The sequence below is a fragment of the Streptomyces sp. NPDC127190 genome (assembly GCF_042672505.1).
Classification (GTDB): domain Bacteria; phylum Actinomycetota; class Actinomycetes; order Streptomycetales; family Streptomycetaceae; genus Streptomyces.
This window is the reverse complement of sequence record NZ_JBHXVE010000010.1, coordinates 208,137-226,468: the sequence shown is the minus strand read 5'-3', so window position 1 is coordinate 226,468 and position 18,332 is coordinate 208,137. Positions and strand designations below refer to the sequence as shown.

17 protein-coding genes are annotated in these 18,332 nt (G+C 72.9%); 7 read left to right on the top strand and 10 right to left on the bottom strand.

Annotated elements, in window-relative coordinates; genetic code table 11:
* Window positions 1-7: 7 nt before the first annotated feature.
* Together ACFVIU_RS18180 and ACFVIU_RS18175 are read right to left on the bottom strand one after the other, a co-directional pair.
* Complete coding sequence (locus ACFVIU_RS18180; protein ID WP_385843524.1) at window positions 8-1,225, bottom strand: cytidylyltransferase domain-containing protein; 1,218 nt, start codon at window positions 1,223-1,225, stop codon at window positions 8-10.
* 20 nt (window positions 1,226-1,245) lie between these two features.
* The gene (locus ACFVIU_RS18175; protein WP_385843522.1) at window positions 1,246-2,556 is read right to left on the bottom strand and encodes a DUF6716 putative glycosyltransferase; all 1,311 of its coding nucleotides are present in this window, start codon (window positions 2,554-2,556) and stop codon (window positions 1,246-1,248) included.
* A 198-nt stretch (window positions 2,557-2,754) separates the two neighbouring features.
* On the opposite strand from ACFVIU_RS18175, the gene ACFVIU_RS18170 reads away from it, so the two are divergent.
* The 3 genes from ACFVIU_RS18170 (at window position 2,755) to ACFVIU_RS18160 (ending at window position 6,306) form a co-directional block, all read left to right on the top strand.
* Window positions 2,755-3,732, top strand: a complete 978-nt coding sequence (locus tag ACFVIU_RS18170; protein ID WP_385843521.1) for a glycosyltransferase family 2 protein — start codon at window positions 2,755-2,757, stop codon at window positions 3,730-3,732.
* Entirely contained in the window at window positions 3,729-5,063 is a 1,335-nt protein-coding gene (locus tag ACFVIU_RS18165; RefSeq protein ID WP_385843519.1) for an alpha-2,8-polysialyltransferase family protein, read from the top strand. The genes ACFVIU_RS18170 and ACFVIU_RS18165 overlap by 4 nt, the downstream gene beginning before the upstream one ends.
* A 97-nt stretch (window positions 5,064-5,160) precedes the next feature.
* Entirely contained in the window at window positions 5,161-6,306 is a 1,146-nt protein-coding gene (locus ACFVIU_RS18160) for an acyltransferase family protein (RefSeq protein WP_385843518.1), read from the top strand.
* Here ACFVIU_RS18160 and ACFVIU_RS18155 read toward each other — a convergent pair.
* Entirely contained in the window at window positions 6,291-6,944 is a 654-nt protein-coding gene (locus ACFVIU_RS18155) for a TetR/AcrR family transcriptional regulator C-terminal domain-containing protein (protein WP_385843516.1), read from the bottom strand. The genes ACFVIU_RS18160 and ACFVIU_RS18155 overlap by 16 nt on opposite strands.
* Before the next feature lie 71 nt (window positions 6,945-7,015).
* Here ACFVIU_RS18155 and ACFVIU_RS18150 point away from each other — a divergent pair, with 71 nt between their 5' ends.
* On the top strand, window positions 7,016-8,386 hold the full coding sequence (locus tag ACFVIU_RS18150) for an FAD-dependent monooxygenase (protein ID WP_385843515.1): 1,371 nt from the start codon (window positions 7,016-7,018) through the stop codon (window positions 8,384-8,386).
* 36 nt (window positions 8,387-8,422) lie between these two features.
* On the opposite strand, the gene ACFVIU_RS18145 is transcribed toward ACFVIU_RS18150, so the two are convergent.
* Complete coding sequence (locus tag ACFVIU_RS18145) at window positions 8,423-10,003, bottom strand: methylmalonyl-CoA mutase (protein WP_385843513.1); 1,581 nt, start codon at window positions 10,001-10,003, stop codon at window positions 8,423-8,425.
* A 92-nt stretch (window positions 10,004-10,095) separates the two neighbouring features.
* Between ACFVIU_RS18145 and ACFVIU_RS18140 the strand changes: the two genes are divergently transcribed.
* Complete coding sequence (locus ACFVIU_RS18140) at window positions 10,096-10,914, top strand: L,D-transpeptidase family protein (protein ID WP_385843571.1); 819 nt, start codon at window positions 10,096-10,098, stop codon at window positions 10,912-10,914.
* 201 nt (window positions 10,915-11,115) lie between these two features.
* On the opposite strand, the gene ACFVIU_RS18135 is transcribed toward ACFVIU_RS18140, so the two are convergent.
* The 6 genes from ACFVIU_RS18135 to ACFVIU_RS18110 all read right to left on the bottom strand — a co-directional run bounded on the left by ACFVIU_RS18135 (window position 11,116) and on the right by ACFVIU_RS18110 (window position 17,028).
* Entirely contained in the window at window positions 11,116-12,312 is a 1,197-nt protein-coding gene (locus tag ACFVIU_RS18135; RefSeq protein ID WP_385843512.1) for a hypothetical protein, read from the bottom strand.
* Window positions 12,312-12,974, bottom strand: coding sequence for an RNA polymerase sigma factor (locus ACFVIU_RS18130; RefSeq protein WP_385843511.1), 663 nt, complete (start codon window positions 12,972-12,974; stop codon window positions 12,312-12,314). Before ACFVIU_RS18130 ends, ACFVIU_RS18135 begins: the two co-directional genes overlap by 1 nt.
* Before the next feature lie 276 nt (window positions 12,975-13,250).
* Entirely contained in the window at window positions 13,251-13,640 is a 390-nt protein-coding gene (locus tag ACFVIU_RS18125) for a hypothetical protein (protein ID WP_385843510.1), read from the bottom strand.
* Window positions 13,641-13,830: 190 nt separating this feature from the next.
* On the bottom strand, window positions 13,831-14,397 hold the full coding sequence (locus tag ACFVIU_RS18120; RefSeq protein WP_385843509.1) for a hypothetical protein: 567 nt from the start codon (window positions 14,395-14,397) through the stop codon (window positions 13,831-13,833).
* A 92-nt stretch (window positions 14,398-14,489) separates the two neighbouring features.
* The gene (locus tag ACFVIU_RS18115; RefSeq protein ID WP_385843508.1) at window positions 14,490-15,191 is read right to left on the bottom strand and encodes a DUF4328 domain-containing protein; all 702 of its coding nucleotides are present in this window, start codon (window positions 15,189-15,191) and stop codon (window positions 14,490-14,492) included.
* 190 nt (window positions 15,192-15,381) lie between these two features.
* Entirely contained in the window at window positions 15,382-17,028 is a 1,647-nt protein-coding gene (locus ACFVIU_RS18110) for a glycoside hydrolase family 20 protein (protein WP_385843506.1), read from the bottom strand.
* A gap of 190 nt (window positions 17,029-17,218) precedes the next feature.
* On the opposite strand from ACFVIU_RS18110, the gene ACFVIU_RS18105 reads away from it, so the two are divergent.
* Together ACFVIU_RS18105 and sdhC are read left to right on the top strand one after the other, a co-directional pair.
* Window positions 17,219-17,767 (top strand): 2-oxo-4-hydroxy-4-carboxy-5-ureidoimidazoline decarboxylase, encoded by a 549-nt coding sequence (locus ACFVIU_RS18105; protein ID WP_385843505.1) that lies wholly within the window; start codon window positions 17,219-17,221, stop codon window positions 17,765-17,767.
* Between the two features lie 183 nt (window positions 17,768-17,950).
* On the top strand, window positions 17,951-18,331 hold the full coding sequence (sdhC, locus tag ACFVIU_RS18100) for a succinate dehydrogenase, cytochrome b556 subunit (protein WP_385843504.1): 381 nt from the start codon (window positions 17,951-17,953) through the stop codon (window positions 18,329-18,331).
* Window position 18,332 lies beyond the last annotated feature (1 nt).

Below are 18,332 nucleotides of genomic sequence, written 5' to 3'. Positions count from 1 at the left end.
GGTGTCCTTACTCGGGGAGGGAATCGAGAGAGGGGCCGAGGATCCAGCTGGCGATCTCTCGGATCGCGCCGTCACCGCCGGGGACGGTGGTGACCGCGCGTGCGGCGCCGCGTACGACGTCGTGGGCGCTCGCGACCGCCACGGGCCAGCCGACGAGGGCGAAGCACGGGAGGTCGTTGACGTCGTTGCCGACGTAGAGCACGCGCTCCGGCGCGATGCCCTGCTCCTCGCACCACTGCTTGAGGGCGAGGTCCTTGCGGTCGATGCCGTGCAGCACCGGGAGCTTCAGCTTCCGGGCGCGGGCGGCGACCACCGGGTTCTGTTCCGTGGACAGGATCAGCATCTTCAGGCCGCTCTTGCGCAGGGCCGCGATGCCGAGTCCGTCGCCGCGGTGGACGGAGACGAACTCCCGTCCCTCGGAGTCGATCAGCACCCGGTCGTCGGTCTGGGTGCCGTCGAAGTCGAGGACGACGGCGTCGATGTCGTCGTAGGTGGGGAGGGCGCCCGGGCGGTCCGCGTCGAAGAGCGGGGCGAGCGCGCGGGCGCGGGCGAGGTCGTGCGGGTCGTCGATCTCCAGGACCCGGGCGGGGTCGGTGCGGACGAGTTCCGTACGGCCGAAGAAGCGGTGCTGGTGCTTGCGGAAGCCGGCCGCGTCCATCGCGTAGGCGGCGCCGGTCTCCAGGAAGTCCTGGGGGCGGTCCTGGCGGCGGGGCCGGAAGGACTTGTCGTGGTTGACGCCGAAGCCGCCCTCGGCCGTCTCGTCGGAGTGGCGCCACACGAAGCCGTGGAAGGGGGCGACGGTGACGGCGGTGTCGGCGCCCTGCTCGGCGACCGCGCCGGCGACGCCGTCGACGTCCTCGCGGACGAGGAAGGGGCTGGTGCACTGGACGAGTACGACGACGTCGACGGCGGCGCCGTGCAGGGCCTCGTGGGCGTCCATCGCGTGCAGTACGGCCGCCTCGGAGGTGGCGGTGTCACCGGCGATGGCGGCGGGGCGCAGTACGACCTCGGCGCCCGCCTCGCGGGCCGCGTTGGCGATGGCCCGGTCGTCGGTGGAGACGACCACGTCCGTGACCAGCCGGGTGGCCAGGCACTCGCGGACCGCGCGGGCGACCAGGGGGACGCCGCCGATGGGGGCCAGGTTCTTGGCGGGCACTCCCTTGGAGCCGCCCCGGGCGGGGATCACCGCGAGGATGCGGCGCACGCCGACTGCTGTCTCGGACACGGTTTCCACTCCTTGGGGGTTCACAGCTCGCCCATGCGGCGGATCACGGGGGCCACGCGCTGCACACCGTGGCGGTAGGCGCCGCGCGCGGCCCGGCGGACGATCTGCCGGACCGGTCCGGGCGCCTTGTCGGCGGCGGGCGCGCCGGGCAGCGGGGCGCCGTCGGGGCCGAGGTGGTGCCGGGCGAGGATGCCGGGCAGATAGCCGGGGGCGGTGCGGGGGGTGTAGTAGGGGGTGAGGGGCGGCAGCCCGCCGGGGCGGTCCAGCAGCTCGGCGATGCGGGCGCGGGCCGTGTCGAAGGCCGTCTCGTAGCCGCCGTCGGCGGCCACGCCCTGCCGGGCCACCCACTCCTCGTCCGGCACCGGCCGGTGTCCGGCGTCGAGCTGGTCCCAGGAGGCGAGGCAGCCGGAGCCGGTGAAGTGGTGGTTGCCGAGCACCTCGCGCACCCCGAGGTCGGTCAGGACGACCGTGGGGATACGGCGGTGCAGGGCCTCCAGCGCGGCCGTGGAGCTGACCGTCACCAGCAGGTCGGTGCGGTCCAGGACTTCGCCCATGTGGCCGTACACCAGGCGGAAGTTGGCGGGCAGCTCCTTGCCCTGGACCAGCTTCTGGTACGGCAGCTCCTCGATGTGGGTGGTGTGTTCCCCGGGCTTGGAGCGCAGTTTGAGCAGCACCTCGCGCTCGGGGTGGCGGCGGGCGTGCTCGACGAGCCGGTCCAGCAGATAGGTGCGGTCCCGTCGGTTGTCGGGGACGGACGGCTGGGCCGCGAACACCACCGTGTAGGGGTCGTGTTCACCGGTGTACGGCGCTCCGCCGAGGAAGGGCAGCGCGACCTCGGTCACCGCGGAGGCGTCGGCCCCCACCCCCTCGTACACGGCCCGGAACCGGTCCGCGTCATGGCGGGAGTTGGCGAGGACGAGATCGGCGCCGTGCCGCAGCAGCAGCCCGTCGGCGAGCTTCTCGTAGACGACGCCGACGTATCCGGTGACCACCACCGGACGCGGGCCCGTGCCCCAGGCGTTGCGCAGCCCGTGCAGCATCGCCTGCACACCGCCGCCGACCAGGGCGAGGACGAGGATGTCGTACGGCTCGGCGGTCATCGCACGCAGGAACTCGACGCCGGTGACCTCGCTCAGGGAGTCCGCCCGGACGCCGACTTCCTGAAGCTGGCGGGGGGTCGGTGTGGCGCGCCCCCGCAGGAGGTAGCCGTCGAGCCGGACCCCGGCAGCCGCCGGAGTGAGGCGCTGCGCGGTGAGCGCCCCCCACTTCCACCGGGTGTCGGAGTCCGCGAGAACGGCGACCCGCAGGGACTTCGTTGCACTTGCTGGCACGCCGAAGACGCTAGGAAGGCATTCCGAGGTTCCGCCCAACCGGAATGCAACAAACGGTTAACAGCACACCGCCGAATGGCGAATCGGGCCGGGAACTCCCCCTGAAAAAGCCCGGTTCACAGCTTCGCCACGTGTCGTTCACCCGGTATCAAGCGAAGCGTCAAGACGAATGACGGGCTTCCCCCTAACGTCCCTGACGTGGTCAAGCTCTCCGTCATCGTGCCGTTCTACAACGTGCAGCAATACGCGCCCGACACCCTCACCAGTCTGGGTGCGAACGCGCGTGAGGACTTCGAATTCATTCTCGTCGACGACTGTTCCCGCGACGGGACACCAGAGATTCTCGCGCGCGCGGAGCGCGAGCTGCCGGGGGCCGTGCTGGTCCGGCACGAGAAGAACGGCGGGCTGGCGACCGCGCGCAACACCGGGATCGACCGGGCGCGCGGCGAGTATCTGACCTTCCTGGACGGCGACGACTGGCTCGCCCCCGGCTACTTTCCCCGGCTGGTCGCCGCGATGGACGAGCTGGGCTGCGACTTCCTGCGCACCGACCATGTGCAGTGCACGGCGCGGGCGCGCAGTGTGGTGCGGGTGCCGGTCGGCCGGCGGAACGTGGTGCTGGACCCGCGCGAGGCGATACTGCCCGCCGACCGGTCCACGTCCGTGGACTACCCGTACGCCTGGGCGGGCGTCTACCACCGCCGGCTGCTGGAGCGGGGACTGCTGCACTTCACCGACGGGCTGCGCACGGCCGAGGACCGGCCGTGGATCTGGAAGCTGCACCGGGAGGCCGAGTCCTTCGCCGTGGTGAGCCTGCTCGGGGTGTTCTACCGGCGCGGGGTCGCGTCCTCGCTCACCCAGATCGGCGATGTGCGGCAACTCGATTTCATTCGGGCGTTCGATCAGGTCATCGCGGAAACCGCCCTGGACCGGGAGGCCGCACGGTTGTTGCCGAAGGCCGTCCGCACCTATTGCGCCATCATTTCCCATCATCTGGGAACCATCGAAAGGTTCGAGCCCGCGGTGGCGAAGAAACTGAAATCCCTGAGTGCCGCCGCGCTGCGGCGCATGCCGCAGGACGTGCTGGACGAGGCACTGGACTCGATGGACATCCAGCGCGCCTCCCGGCTGCGCCGGCTGCGCCGCCGTCCCGCCGCCGCGGGGGCCGCCGCGTGACCACCCAGATCTTCCAGGCGTCGACGCTGTACGGCACGGCCACGCTCGCCGCCGCACTGGACTCCGGCTGCTTCCGCCCGGCCGACCGGCGGATCCTGCTGGTCTGCAACAACGCGGCCGCACCGGAGATCACCCCGGCGCTGGACCGGGCACCCGGCTTCGAACGGCTGCGGGACCGCTTCGACGACGTCGTCTCGTACAACGCGGCGATCTTCCCCTTCCACCCGGGCGGCTGGGCACCCCGCGCGGACGACCTGCCGCTCTGGGAGCGCTATCTGCGCCACGAGTGGCAACTCGGCTCCGACGACGTGGAGTTGGCGGTCGAGTCGATCCAGGTCAACCCGTCCCTGGCGCTCGCCCAGATCTTCACCGGCGCCCCGGTCACGGTGTACGCCGACGGACTGATGAGTTACGGCCCGACCCGCAACAAGATCGACCCGCTGGTCGGTACCCGGGTGGACCGGGTGCTGCACCTGGACCTGGTGCCGGGTCTGGAGCCGCTGCTGCTCACCGAGTTCGGGGTGCCCGGCGAGCTGCTGCCGAGCCCGGCCTTCACCAAGGTGCTCGCCGAACTCGCCCAGGAAACCGCTGAGTTGCCGGACATCGACGAACCGGCGCTGCTGCTGGGGCAGTACCTGTCCGCGCTGGACATCCTCACCGCCGAGCAGGAGGAGGCGCTGCATGTGCGGATGCTGCGCGGCGCGGTCCGGCTCGGCCACCGGAGGGTGGTGTTCAAGCCGCACCCCTCGGCCCCGGCCCGCTACACCCGCTCCCTGGAGCAGGAGGCGGAGCGGCTGGACGCCGAGCTGACCGTGCTCAACACCCCGGTGCTGGCCGAGGTGCTGTACCAGCGGATGCGTCCCGCGCTGGTCGTCGGCTGCTTCTCCACCGCGCTGCTCACGGCGCAGGCCCTGTACGGCCTTCCGGTCGCCCGGGTCGGCACCGAGCTGCTGCTGGAGGGGCTGACGCCGTACGAGAACAGCAACCGGGTCCCGGTCACCATCGTGGACGCGCTGCTGCCGGAGCTGACCGACGCGGCCGCCGTCACCGAGCAGCGCCGCGGCATGACCGTGGAGGCGCTGAGCGGGCTGGTGCGCGCGGTGGGCTTCGCGATGCAGCCGAAGATCCTGCCGGGGCTGCGCCCGGAGGCCGAGGGCTGGCTGGCCCGGAACCTGGACGCGCACACCGCGCGCTACTTCAAGCGACGGCGTCTGTCCGCACTGGCCCTGCCCGGCGGGGTCCCGGCGCAACTGGCCTTCATCCCCCGCAACGCAACAGTCCGCCGCGTGGCCCGCAAGGCCCGCAGCCTGCGCCGCGGCGCACGCGGTTGACGGCATCCGGGTCGGATGCCGTGCCCGGGCGCCGGGTCGGTTCGCGGCGGGCACGCAGGACGTCCGTGGCAGGCACGCAGGAAGGAAGAATCCGTATATGCCCGCTCCCTCTCCCGGGCTTGCCGCCGAGGCGGGGCCTGTCATACCCCGGCCGGACGGCGGCCGGGTCCTCGCGACGGGTCGCCGGGGCCGGCTGTTCGCCCTGGACGGTCTGCGGCTGGTGGCCGCGCTGCTGGTCTGCTTCTACCACTACGCCGGTCGCGGCGGCACGGTCGCCGGGTCCTGGCACGGGGACCCGCGGCACATCTTCCCCACCCTGTACCGGGTGGCCGTGTACGGCTGCTTCGGGGTGCAGTTCTTCTTCGTCATCAGCGGCTTCGTGATCTGCATGAGCAGCTGGGGCCGCACTCTGGGCGACTTCTTCCGCTCCCGGGTCGCGCGCCTGTACCCCGCCTACTGGGTGGCCCTGGTGCTGGTCACCGGCGCGGCCGCGGCGCTGCCCGTCGTCGTCCACCCGGTGCGGCCGGACGAGTTCCTGGTGAACCTGACGATGCTCCAGCAGCCGATGGGCGCGACCCGGGTCCTCGGCGTGTGCTGGACCCTCTGGGTCGAGGTGCGCTTCTACGTGCTGTTCGCCCTGCTCGTCGTGGTGCGCGGGGTGACCTACCGCCGGGTGGTGCTGTTCGCCTGCGTGTGGACGGCGGCGGCGGTGCTGTGCCACGGCTCCGGCAACGACCTGCTGAACCAGCTGGTCATGCCCGAGTACGCGCCCTACTTCACCGGCGGGCTGGCCCTGTATCTGATCCACCGCTTCGGCAGCGACCTGCTCGCCTGGGGCATCGTCGCGATGTCCTGGCTGCTGGCGCAGAGCGAGGCCACGCGCGGGCTGTGGGGCCCGCATCCGCACCGCGATCCGTACGTCGTGATGCTCGTCGTCACTCTCGCCTTCGCCGCCGTCGCCGCCGTGGCGCTGGGCTGGACCCAGTGGGCCTCCTGGCGCTGGCTGGTCACGGCGGGCGCGCTGACGTACCCGTTCTACCTGGTCCACGAGCACCTGGGCTGGTTCGTCATCCGGGTGCTGCACCGGGGCCTGGGGCTGCCGCCGTGGCCGACGCTCGCCCTGACGGTGGTGGCCATGCTGGTGCTGGCCTGGCTGATCCACCGGCTGGTGGAGAGGCCGTTCGGGCCGCGGCTGAAGCGGGCGCTGAAACCGTCGCCGGCCCGCGCTCAGCCGATGCCGTAGCGCGCCTCCACTCCCGCGATCACGACCGCCAGTCCTTCCTCGAACTGGCGGTCGTAGTCGTCGAAGAGCACCTTTCCGGCCTCGGCCGCGAGCGGGTAGTCGGCGAGCCGGCGGGCCCGCTCCTCGACGATGTCGTACCCCTGCCGGGGTTCGTCCGGGCGGGGCCGCATGCCCTGCTCCTCGGTGACGAAGCCGAGGGTGTACAGGTGTGCGGCGCGGGCCGCCTGGACGGCCTGGGCCAGGGTGAAGCCCGCACCGGTGAGGAACCGCAGGTTGGCCTCCAGCTCGGAGGCGTGGTCGGTGCCGGTGAAGCGTGAGCCGCTGAACACCTTGGCGCCGTCGCGGTAGCCGAGCAGTGCGGCGCGCAGCCCGCGGTTGACCTTGCGCAGCCGCTCCTGCCAGGTGTCGTCCGGGTGATGCACGGTTCCGGCGACCATCCGCCGGTACATCTCCGTCGCCATCTCGTCCAGCAGCGCCTGCTTGTCCTTGAAGTGCCAGTACAGGGCGGGCGCTTTGACGTCCAGCCGCTGGGCGATGGCGCGCAGGGTCAGGCCGTCCAGGCCGACCTCGTTCAGCAGGTGCAGCGCGGTGTCCGCGACCCGGCGGCGGTCCAGGGGGGCGCGTTTCTCGGGGCTCACCCTTGACACTTTAACAGCGTTAAGGACATCCTTGCGAGCGACGGAACTTAACGACGTTAAGGAGAGCTGGGATGGATGTCGTGATTGTCGGCGCGGGGCCGACCGGTCTCACCCTCGGTATCGACCTGGCGCGGCGCGGAGTGGACGCGCTGGTGCTGGAGCGGGCCGACGGCCTGTTCCCCGGCTCACGCGGCAAGGGCCTCCAGCCGCGCACCCTGGAGGTCTTCGACGACCTGGGCGTGCTGGCCGGGATCCGCGCGGCGGGCGGTCCGGTGCCGCCGCGGCTGATCTGGCGGGACGGCGCACCGGCCGACACCAGCCCGATGTTCGACCGGATCGCGCCGGACGAGGGCACGCCGTACCCCGAACCCTGGTCGATCGCGCAGTGGCGGACCCAGGAGGTGCTGTACGCGCGGCTGCTGGAGACGGGCGGGAAGGTCGCCTTCGGCCACGAGGTGACGGGCGTGGAGCAGGACGCGCACGGGGTGCGGGTCGACCTCGCCGACGGTACGACCCTCGGCGCGCGGTATGTCGTCGCGGCCGACGGCGGCCGCTCGGCCATCCGGCGCGCCGTGGGCGTCGGCATGACCGGGGAGACGGTGGACCCGGCGCCGTTCCTGGTGGCGGACGTGCGGATCCGCGGCCTGGACCGGGAGCACTGGCATGTGTTCCCGGGGGACGAGGGGACCGTCGTCGGCCTGTGCCCGCTGGCCGGCACGGACCGGTTCCAGCTCCAGGCGCGCCTGGCGGAGGACGAGGCGGTGGACCTCTCCCTCGACGGACTGCGCAGGCTGGTCGCCACCGGCACCCACCTGGACGCCGGGGACCTGGCCGAGGTGCACTGGGCCTCGGAGTTCCGGCCTCGCGCGGCCCTGGCCGACCGCTTCCGGGTGGGCCGGGTCCTGCTGGCCGGCGACGCCGCGCACATCCACTCCCCGGCCGGCGGCCAGGGGCTCAACACCAGCGTGCAGGACGCCTACAACCTCGGCTGGAAACTGGGCGCGGTGCTGCGCGACGGGGCGCCGGAGGCACTGCTCGACACCTACGAGGAGGAACGCCGGGCGAACGCGGCCGCGATGCTGGAGCTGTCGACGGGCGTGCACCGCGGAGAGGTGCGCCGGGGCCGGGCCACGGTCCAGCTCGACGTGGGATACCGGACGTCGTCCCTGAGCGCGGAGACCCGCAAGCACCCGACCGGCGTCCAGGCGGGCGACCGTGCCCCCGACGGCACGGTGAACGGCGTCCGCCTCTTCGACACCTTCCGCGGCCCGCACTGGACCCTCCTGGGCGCCCCCGCCCCGCGCCCGGACATCCGCGCACTGCCCGCAGCCCCCGCCGGCTACGGCCCCGGAGTCTTCCTGATCCGCCCGGACGGCTACATCGCCTGGACGGGCGACACGACGGCGGGCCTGGAGTCCTACCTCCCCGGCGTCGGCCTCTGAACGGCCGCACCCGCCCCTACGGGGTATCCGCCCGGATCAGAACGCGTCCGACGGCACATAAGCGCCCCACACCTCGCGGAGCGCGCCGCACACCTCTCCCACCGTCGCCCGTGCGCGCAGGGCTTCCTTCATCGGGTAGAGGACGTTGTCCTCGCCCTCCGCCGCCTTCTTCAGGGCGGCCAGGGCCGAGTCCACCGCGCCCTGGTCCCGCTCCGCGCGGAGCCGGCGCAGCCGCTCGGTCTGCCGGGCCTCGATCGCCGGGTCGACGCGGAGTGGCTCGTACGGCTCCTCCGCGTCCAGCTGGAAGCGGTTGACGCCCACGACCACCCGCTCGCCGGAGTCCGTCTCCTGGGCGATCCGGTAGGCGTTCCGCTCGATCTCGGCCTTCTGGAAGCCCCGCTCGATCGCCGCCACCGCCCCGCCGAACTCCTCCACCCTGCGCATGAGGGCGACGGCCGCCTCCTCCACCTCGTCCGTCATCCGCTCCACCGCGTACGAGCCGGCGAACGGGTCCACCGTCGCCGGTACGTCCGTCTCGTACGCCAGCACCTGCTGCGTCCGCAGCGCCAGCCGGGCCGACTTGTCGGTCGGCAGCGCGATGGCCTCGTCGAAGGAGTTGGTGTGCAGGGACTGGGTGCCGCCGAACACCGCCGCGAGGGCCTGTACGGCGACCCGGACCAGGTTCACCTCCGGCTGCTGGGCGGTCAGCTGCACCCCGGCCGTCTGGGTGTGGAAGCGCAGCATCAGCGACTTCGGGTTCCGCGCGCCGAACTCCTCCCGCATCACCCGCGCCCAGATCCGCCGCGCCGCGCGGAACTTCGCGACCTCCTCCAGCAGCGTCGTACGGGCCACGAAGAAGAAGGACAGGCGGGGGGCGAAGTCGTCGACGTCCATCCCGGCCGCGACCGCCGTCCGCACGTACTCGATGCCGTCGGCGAGCGTGAAGGCGATCTCCTGCACGGGCGAGGCGCCCGCCTCGGCCATGTGGTAGCCGGAGATCGAGATCGTGTTCCACTTCGGGATCTCGGCGGTGCAGTAGCGGAAGATGTCCGCGGTCAGCCGCAGGGACGGCTTCGGCGGGAAGATGTACGTCCCGCGCGCGATGTACTCCTTCAGGACGTCGTTCTGGATCGTCCCGGTCAGCCGGTCCGCCGGGACGCCCTGCTCCTCCGCCACCAGCTGGTAGAGCAGGAGCAGCAGGGCCGCCGGGGCGTTGATCGTCATCGACGTCGAGACCTGGCCCAGCGGGATGCCGTCGAAGAGGACGCGCATGTCCTCGATCGAGTCGATCGCCACGCCGACCTTGCCGACCTCGCCGTGCGCGAGGGGCGCGTCGGAGTCGTGGCCCATCTGGGTGGGCAGGTCGAAGGCGACCGACAGCCCGGTCGTGCCGTGCTCGATCAGCTGCCGGTAGCGGGCGTTGGACTCGGCCGCGGTGCCGAAACCGGCGTACTGGCGCATGGTCCAGGGGCGGCCGGTGTACATCGTCGGGTACACGCCCCGGGTGAAGGGGTAGCCGCCCGGTTCGCCCAGACTGACGGCCGGGTCCCAGCCGTCCAGCGCCGACGGGCCGTAGACCGGCTCGATCGGCAGCCCCGACTCCGACTCACGCGCCATGGATGCCTCGCCTCCGCGGTACGGCAGTACGTCCGTCACTTCTCACCATGCCCGCTCGTTCGGCGGCGGTCACGCGGGGAAGCATCCTCGGCATGAAGCTGCCGGGCGGCCCCGCCGCCGTACGAGCCCGTGCCGTCACCCTCACCGCCCTCACCGCCCTCACTGCTCTCGTCGGCTGCACCGTCCAGCCCGCGGGCACCGACGGCAGACCCGGCGGACCGGTACCCGCCCGGACCCGGTCCCAGGCCCCGCCCGGCGCGCGGGCGGAGACGCCGTCCCCCGCCGTGCTGTGGCGGCGCGGCGACAGCGGGCCGGGCGTGCGCGAGCTCCAGGCGCGGCTGCGCCAGCTGGACTGGCTGTTCGACGGGCCGACGGGGTCGTACGACGATCTGACCGAGCGGGCGGTCAGCGGCTTCCAGGGCAAGCGGGGGCTGCCGCGGACCGGCATGACGGACACCGCGACCTGGCAGCGGCTGCTGGCGATGACGCATGCGCCGGGGAAGTGGGAGCTGTACCTGATGGGCGGCCAGCCGGCCGCGGCGCCCGACCCGCGCTGTCTGACCGGGCGGGTGCTGTGCATCAGCAAGACCAGCCGGACGCTGCGCTGGATGATCGACGGACGGACCGTGTCGACCATGGCCGTGCGCTTCGGCGTGCAGTACACCCCGACCCGCGAGGGTGTGTTCCACATCTACTGGAAGTCACGCAACCATGTGTCGACGCTCTATCACTCGCCGATGCCGTACGCGATGTTCTTCAGCGGGGGCGAGGCGGTGCACTACTCGTACGACTTCGCGGCGCGCGGTTACGCGGGCGGCTCGCACGGCTGCGTGAACGTCCGGGACGAGACGGCGATCGCCCGGCTCTTCGCGCAGGTGCGGGTGGGCGACAAGGTCGTCGTCTCCTGGTGAGGGATTCGGGGCGCGGGCGGGACCGGGGGAACGTGTCCCGCCCGCGCCATGCGCACGAGCCACGGGTACGGGGGGAACCCCGGCTCAGTGCTACGGCCGATGACCAGTCGGCTCACTCAGTACTGCGTACAAGGCCCCGGAAACGTCACACCTGGCGCCAAGAAATTTTTCGCGAATTTCCGGGGCAGGGAAAACCGCAGGTCAGCGGGGGTTTGGGGTGGGCGGGGAGGTGGTGGCGGCCGCCTTGGGCTGCGCGGCGCCCGTCGCCCCGGGGGTGTTCTTCGGGTGCGGGCCCTTGCCGGCGCCGCCGCCCGTGCCGCCCGTGCCGCCGGAACCGGCCGCATGGCCGTTGCCCTTGACCGAGCCGTGGCCGGGGTGACCGCTGCTGTGACCGGGGTGGGTGCCGCCGTGGCCGGGGTGGCCGGTGCCGTGGCCGGGGTGGGAGTCGCCGTCGCCCTGGCCGCCGCCGTCCTGCTCGCCCTTGCCCTTGTCCTTGCCCTGGCCGTTGCCGTTGCCCTTGTCCTGGCCCTTGCCGTTGCCCTTGGCGCCCTGGTCCTGCCCCTGGCCGGAGCCGCCCTTGCCGCCGCTCGCCGCGCCGGAACCGCCCCAGCCGCCCGCGTCACCGGAACCGCCCGAGCCGCCCGAGCCGCCCGAGCCGCTGCCCAGGACGACCTTGCAGTACGACCTCACCCGGTTGGAGCCGCCCGCCAGCTTTTCCAGGGCGTGCTTGCGGCCGGTGTCCAGGTCCTTGCCGTCCCGGAGGTCCCGGCAGGCCGGACCGGCCCCGCTCCACCGGCCGGCGGCGCCGGCGGACGGACGGGTCTCGTCCGGCGCGGCGGCCTCGCCGGACGGTGCGCTGCCGTTCGGGGTGCCCGGGTCCTGGCCGGTCGGGGAGGGCGAGGTGAGCGGCCGTCCGTCGGCGGAGGCGGCGGGGGCGGGCTCCCGGTGGCCGAACGGCGCGGGCAGCACACCGCTGCCCGCGGCGACGGCGACCCCGCCGAGCGCGCTCGCGGCCACCGCCGCGGCGAGCGCGAGGCGCACCGGGCGGCCCCAGCGCGGGCGGTGGCCGGAGATTCCGGTACGGCCCGGGAAGCCGATCCGGACCAGGCCCGCGTCGGAGCCGTGGCCGAAGGCGCGGAAGCGCCGGCCGGAGGTACCGGCGGTGGCGGCGGGCTCGGCCGCGGCGCTGTCGCGGGCCGTGCGGAACGCGGCCAGGGCGGCCTGCTCACCGGGCAGTTCTGCGGTGTCGCCGACGGTCCGCGCGGACAGCGCGCCGAGCGCCTCGGAGAGGCGTTCGGCCTGGTCACGGGCGCGGGGGTCGACGGCTTCCAGCGGCTCACCGCGCAGCAGACGTTCCGCCGTCTCCCGGTTCAGCCACCTGTACTGCTCGTCGGCCATCACATGTCCTTCTGCGTCCGCGCGCGTGTATGCGTCACAGTTGCGGACGTCACCGTGCCCTGGCGCGGTTCTCGCTGGGGTGGCAGCGCATCGAGCCCGCCCGCGGATTCCGGATCGTCGCCGAGCAGCTCCGCGAGCCGCTTCAGGCCGCGATGGGCGGCGGTGCGGACGGCACCCGCGCGTTTGCCGAGCGTCTCGGCGGCGGTCTTGGCGTCCAGGCCGACCACCACGCGCAGCACGACCGCCTCGGCCTGGTCCTGCGGGAGCCGGGCGATGAGGGAGAGGGTGCGGTCGGTGGTGAGGGCCTCGATGGCCTCGCCCGCGGTGTCGGAGTCGGCGGCGCGTCCGGTCAGCTCCGTCTCGTCGCCGCCGATCGCGGGCCGGCGGCCGCGCATGCGTATGTGGTCCAGGGCGCGGTTGCGGGCGATCCGGGCGGCCCAGCCGCGGAAGCGGTCGGCGTCGCCGCTGAACCGGTCGAGGTCGCGGGCGATCTGCAACCAGGCCTCGGACGCGACGTCCTCGGCGTCCGGGTCGCCGACGAGCGTGCGTACGTATCCCAGCAGCCGCGGATGCACTGCGCGGTACACCGTACGGAACGCGGTCTCGTCTCCGTCCTGTGCCGCACGCACCGCGGCGGTCAGCTCCGCGTCGTCCCCCAGCACCGCACTCCCTTACGCCTGTCTTCGGTCGGCGCGAAAGGCACGTTACGGCGTCAAACCGCTCCCCGTCCATGTCCATAGAAGATGCAACTAACTCGTGATCGAGTGCTGATGTGCGCAGAGTGAGGGCCGTTGGGGACTGAGCGCGCCCGGGGTGTGACAGAAAACGCATCCATGGCGCTGAAGGGAGTACGGGCCGCGCGCGGCCCGTCCGCGCGACGGCCGGGGCCTCTCCTGTGGGGGGTGGCGGCCCCGGCCGTTGCCTGTGGGTGGCTGCGCTCACCCCGTGGAGGCCGTGGCGTCCCGGCACAGCAGGCGGAGCGAGCCATGGCCGCGGTAGCAGCGGCGGGCCTCGTCGACGGGGTCCCAGAGCCGTCCGTCCGGGGTGCGGACCCAGTGCTCGCCGCCGGTCGCCCACCATTCGGCACCGGTCTGGCGGACCAGCACCTCACCGGCGTAGGCGCCGAAGCCGCGCAGCACGGTCTCGACCGCCGCGTACGGTGCGCCCTCGCGCCGTATCTCCTCGATCATCCGGTCCACGCGCCACAGGCTCTGCGCCGTGTAGTCGAGGCGCACCCGGGCGCCCTCGCGCATGGCCGCCACCGCGTCCGCGGCCCATCGCACGGGCTTCGCCGCGGCATGCGGTCTGGTCTCCTGCTGTGCAGTCACGTACTGGGGGGTCACATGGGTCACATACGGAAGAGCGAGCGTGGCGGATCATCCGTCACGGCCGATCGGCGTCTTTCTGCAACCCGCCCAGGACCGCCCCACCTCCGCCGCAGGACGGTCACAGCACCCGCTCACGCCCGAGGTTTGGCGCCGTTCGTCCCGTGCGGCGGGCCGGCCGGCCGGTCCCGGCTCAGGCCCCCGCGTCGGCCTCGCTGCGCGCGCGGCGCGAGACCACCGCGCGCAGCACCCGGCGGCCCTCGACCGAGATCTCCAGGGCGCGGCGCAGGGCCTGGCGGCCGTGGTCGCCGAGGATCTCCAGCACGGTGGTCTGACGGCGCAGCTCGGCGGCGACCAGCGGCGGCAGGTCCGCGGTGTCCCCCCGGCGCCCGGCGTCGGGGCCGGCCGGGCCGGCGCTGCCGTCGGCGGCGGGGTCGAGCAGCCGGTGGATGCGCAGGGAGGCGACCGAGCAGGCGTCGGCCCAGGGGCGCAGCGTGTCGGCGGTGCGCTCGGCCGGGGCGGTGTCCAGCATGCGGCGGGCCAGCAGCGCGGGCTCGTCCCCGGCGGGTGCCGGGCCGAGCGCGGCGCGGACCTTGTCCAGGCTCACGGCCCAGTCGGAGCCGTCGGCGAGGTGCCCCCACAGCGGCCGCAGCAGCTCGTCGTCGCCGTCGAGCAGGGGCAGACATCGCTCAAAACAAGCCAGCCCGCCGGCGGCCAGCGCGCGCTCGTCCGCCTGTGCGATCAGTTCCACCAGGCTCATGAAAAGCCTCCCTCGCCGGGGCTCCGACCGATACGGAGCCCGCACTTCCCCTTACTGCGTGCAAGGGACCGGGAGTGTCACTGTGATCGTTTTCAGCCATAGAGGGGCGCGGGCGCCGGGCCGTACAGCGCCTTCTGGTGCTGCATCCGGGTGAGGTGGACGACCACCACGATGGCCAGCGCGGCGGCCGCGGCGTCGACCGCGTCGGACAGCAGCATCAGCGCGGCGGCGTTGCGCAGGGTGGTCGGGTCGTCGGCGCGGGAGTAGACGGTGTACGCGACCCGGCCGAGGAGCATCGTGCTGATCCACAGGGTCCACCAGGCGGTGACCGGCGCGCGTCCGGTCCGCGAGCCCAGCGGCAGGCTGGCGTCCCAGGCGTCCTCGACGATCCGGCGCGGGAACCACAGGTTCACGATCGGGCAGAACCAGCCGCCGATGGTCCAGCCGCGCCGCATCCGGTGCAGGTCCGGGCGGAACACCTCGGCGTTCACCCGCACCCGCCACAGCCAGCACAGATAGACGACGGCCGCGGCCAGCAGGGCGATCCCCTGGCAGAGGCCGGCCATGTTGTACACGGTGTCGGCGCGGTCGGCCCGGTGGATCACGGCGGAGCCGGTGGCGCCGCCCAGCAGCTCACCGGAGACGCTGAACTCCATCCAGTCGGCGACGACGGCGAACAGGTCGGCGGCGATCACCACACCGAGCAGCGTGGCTGCGGCCCGGCCGAGCCCCACCGGCGAGCGCAGGACGGCACCGGGCGTGAAGGGCGGGGCGGCGGGCATGGGCGAGGTCATGTGGAGATCCCCCGGATGAAGCAGAAGCGCGGGGACGGCCGTCGTACGGCCGGACGCGCGATCTTGGAAAACGGTCAACGGAACATACGGGCCGACGCCCCGGCACGTCCACTCGGTTCCCGCCGCCCCACCTCGGCCCGGCCGGGTCCCCCGCCGCGTCCCTCGGCCCGGCCGGTTCGCACCGCGCCCCTCAGCCCAGCCGGCCGGCCAGCGCCGTGAAGGCCGCCCAGGACAGCGCGGGGGTGCCCGGGTCCCACAGCTTCTGCACGGTGGCCCGCAGCGGCATCCGGATCCCGGCCGCGACCTGCGCCTCCGTCTGCGCGTTCGGGAAGTCGCACCACACGGCGAAGGAGCCGCCGGCGATCCGGCCGTCGTAGCGCGCCGGCACGGCGGCCGTGCCGCGCAGCACGCGCGGGTTCCACTGCTGGTAGATCCGCTGTCCGGTCGGATAGACGAAGGTCTGCGGCTGCCCGAGGACGTAGTAGAGGAACTCGTCGTTGTAGTTGAGCACCGTGCGGCCCGCACTCAGATAGTCCAGCGGCGGGCGGGCGCCGATCTCCTTGCCGGTCCAGTAGGCGACCTGGAGATCGCCCGCGGGCTGCACGGAGGTGCCGCGGTAGAAGCCGTCGTTCCAGGCCCGTGCGGTCTTGGCGTGGGCGCGGACGGTGGCGGCGCGGGCGTTCAGCCAGCCGGTGGCGAGGTCGGCGACCGTGCCGCCGGAGCCGTAGGCGGCCCGGGCGGCGGCGGCCAGCTGCGGATACGACGTCTGCGGGTTCCGCACGGTCAGCGCCTGGTACTCGTCGCCGCCGAGGTGCCACTGGCCGCCGGTGAACAGGCCCGCGTACTCGTTCAGCAGATCGTCGACGAGCTTCGCGGAGGCGGGCTTGGAGATGTCGATCGCGCCCTTGGTGGCGATCCCGCTCGCGTTGCGCAGCTGGAGGTCCGGGTGGGCGGCGAGCACGGCGCCCAGATGCCCGGGCGAGTCGATCTCCGGGACGACGGTGATGTGCCGGCTGTCCGCCAGCGCCACGATCCGGCGGACCTGCGCCTTGGTCAGATGGACCGGCGAGACGATCTCGGGGTGGCTGGTGGACTCGATCCGGAAGGCCTGGTCGTCGGAGAAGTGCAGGCCCAGCTCGTTGAACTTCAGGTCCCCCAGCTCGCGTATCCGGTCCTCGATCCAGGCCTCGCTGAACGGCTTGCGGGCGATGTCCAGCATGAACCCGCGCACCGGCTTGGCGGGCGCGTCCCGGACCACCCCCTCCGGGGCCGTACCGCCGCCGTGGACCTCCTGCTTCAGGGTGCGGGTGCCGTAGAAGACGCCGGCCTCGCCGGGCCCGCTGATGTCGACCCGCCCGCCGCGCACGGTCATGGTGTACGACTCCTGGTTCCCGCCCCCGCCCCCCAGCGCCAGCCGCACATCGCCCGCCCGTACGTCGTCCCGCTCCCCCGCGTACGTCAGCCCCAGCTCCCCGGCGATCAGCCGGCCCTCGTCGGCCAGGGCGCCGTCCCCCACCACCACCCGGTCGCCCGTGCGGGGCTGCCAGCCGGGCCCGCGCGCCGGGGTGTGGGAGCGGACCGCGGGTATGGTGCGCGGCGTCTGCGACAGCGGATAGGACCGGCTGGGCCGAGGCGTCACACCGGCCGGGGGCGGGGCCGTACCGGAGGCCGTACCGGGCGACACGCCGAGGCGTCCGCCGTCCGAGCCGGACGCCGTCCGCCCCGCGTCGGCGGAGTGCCCGCCGCCGCCGGCCGACGAGGCCCACACCCCGACACCCGTTCCGAGCGCCACGGTGCCGACGAACGCCGCCGCCACCACCGCGCGCTTCCGTATCACTTGCTGCGCCGGTCCCCGGCGCCTGTGCTGGGTCACCCTGCCAACGTACGACCGAACGGCGCCACACCCGTCACCCAGGCGCTCCGAAACTCTTCCGTCCGGGTGAAATTCAGGCATCGCACGGACACACCGTGACCACTCTCGATAGCCTGACGACACACCTTTCACAAGATCCCCTGCCACATCACCCGTGACGCGAGGACCTACGCTGCCCGGCCACCCGCTCCCTCACCTCCCCACGCCCCTGGCCGCCTTCAACGCGGCCCCGGCGGACGAGGCCCGCGCCCTGCTCCTGTGCTGCCTGCGCAGCCTGCGCTGGTCCGACCGGGTGACCGAGCACCGCCCCTATCCGGACCTGGCCGCGCTGCTGGCCGCGGCGGACGAGGCGGCGTACGACCTCTCCCCGGCCGACCTGGCCGAGGCGCTGGCCGGCGAGTCGCTCCCCGAGCTGCCGGCGGACACCTACTCCGCGGCCCATATGGCGCTGAGCGCCGCGAATGCCGCGTACGAGTGCAAATTCGGCCATGCGTTCGTCATCTACCTGGGTGACGTCCACCCGGACGAAACCCTCGATCACATCCTCGAAGGGATCCGGTCACGATTGACAAACGATCCGGAGGACGAACGGGTGACGACGGCGGAGGAACTCAGGCGTCTGGCGCGAAGCCGGCTGACCGCGGCCCTGGGGGCCGCGCGAAGGAGCATGACCAGCCCAAAGGCACCCGCATCCGGCATCTGAGCGGGCCGTCCGCCGTACGGCCGATCATCCATCCGGTGCCAGTTCGATCACACAAGTAGGCCCCCTGTAAGCGACACAGGTTGGCCTGGATACGATGCTGAGGGCCGGTGGACCGTACCCGGCCGGGCCCGACCGACAGAGAAGCCGGCGCGGCCCTAGTCCCCGCTCCCGGAGGGTTCTTCCGTGCCGGCTGGAACGCTGTACCGCGGCCGGGAAGGAATGTGGTCCTGGGTGGCTCATCGAGTCACCGGCGTCCTCATTTTCTTCTTCCTGTTCGTCCACGTGCTGGACACCGCTCTCGTCCGTGTCAGCCCCGAGGACTACGACAAGGTCGTAGCCACCTACAAGACGCCGATCGTCGCGTGCCTGGAGTACGGCCTCGTCGCCGCCATCCTCTTCCACGCCCTCAACGGCCTGCGCGTCATCGCCGTCGACTTCTGGTCGAAGGGCCCCCGCTACCAGAAGCAGATGCTCTGGAGCGTCGTCGGGGTCTGGCTCGTGCTGATGATCGGCGCGATCTACCCGGTCCTCGGCCACGCCGCTCGTGTTCTGTTCGGGAGCTGAG

Bases quoted from the DNA above. Each gene is read 5' to 3' on its own strand.
- ACFVIU_RS18160 (WP_385843518.1), top strand. From the start codon at position 5,161: ATGCCCGCTCCCTCTCCCGGGCTTGCCGCCGAGGCGGGGCCTGTCATA.
- ACFVIU_RS18150 (WP_385843515.1), top strand. From the start codon at position 7,016: ATGGATGTCGTGATTGTCGGCGCGGGGCCGACCGGTCTCACCCTCGGT.
- ACFVIU_RS18145 (WP_385843513.1), bottom strand. From the start codon at position 10,003: ATGGCGCGTGAGTCGGAGTCGGGGCTGCCGATCGAGCCGGTCTACGGC.
- ACFVIU_RS18140 (WP_385843571.1), top strand. From the start codon at position 10,096: ATGAAGCTGCCGGGCGGCCCCGCCGCCGTACGAGCCCGTGCCGTCACC.
- ACFVIU_RS18135 (WP_385843512.1), bottom strand. From the start codon at position 12,312: ATGGCCGACGAGCAGTACAGGTGGCTGAACCGGGAGACGGCGGAACGT.
- ACFVIU_RS18120 (WP_385843509.1), bottom strand. From the start codon at position 14,397: ATGAGCCTGGTGGAACTGATCGCACAGGCGGACGAGCGCGCGCTGGCC.
- ACFVIU_RS18115 (WP_385843508.1), bottom strand. From the start codon at position 15,191: ATGACCTCGCCCATGCCCGCCGCCCCGCCCTTCACGCCCGGTGCCGTC.